The organism is Allobosea sp. 2RAB26 (assembly GCF_052115465.1).
GTDB lineage: Bacteria > Pseudomonadota > Alphaproteobacteria > Rhizobiales > Beijerinckiaceae > Allobosea.
Window position 1 is genome coordinate 1 of sequence record NZ_JBFRGS010000080.1, and the last position, 595, is coordinate 595.

1 pseudogene is annotated in these 595 nt (G+C 66.2%); it reads left to right on the forward strand.

Annotated elements, in window-relative coordinates:
* Window positions 1-595 (forward strand): annotated as a pseudogene (locus AB4118_RS34100) (hypothetical protein); the annotation flags it as partial.

Genomic DNA, 595 nt, shown 5'->3' on the forward strand with positions numbered 1-595 from the left:
GCTGGGCTTCAATATTTCGCTGATGCGCCTCCTGCCAGCCTATCTCGCGCGGCAGGAGAGCAGCCTCGCCCGGGGCGTGATCCAGTATGCCGTCCGCAGGACGCTGGCGACCGCCATGGCCGTCGCCGTGGTCGGAGCGACCTTCATCACCATGTATCCCGGGACATTTCGGCAGGAAGTCATCTCAACCGGTCTGATGGCGCTGGCCGCGATACCCCTGCTCACGCTTCTCCTGATCAGCGGCTCCGTGACGCGCAGCTACGGCGGTGCCCTGTCGGTCCTCGCGATCGAGCGTGTCGTCCTGAACGGGCTCGTTCTCGGCATGATCTTCCTGACGGCCTGGTACCATCTCTGGCCACGCGATGCGACGCTCGTCATGGGCTCCACGCTCGTCGGCTCGGCGATGGCGGCGATGGTGCTCGTGCCGACCCTGCGGGAGGTCCGGCCACAGGCCGTCCGCATGGCCGTGGCGAATTATGCCACCGCCGAATGGCGCTCTTCCATCGCGCCCCTTACGATGATCGTCGCCGCCGAGATCGTCCTGAACCGGGCCGGTGTCATCGTGCTCGGCCTCGAGGGTTGCATTACCAAGGCC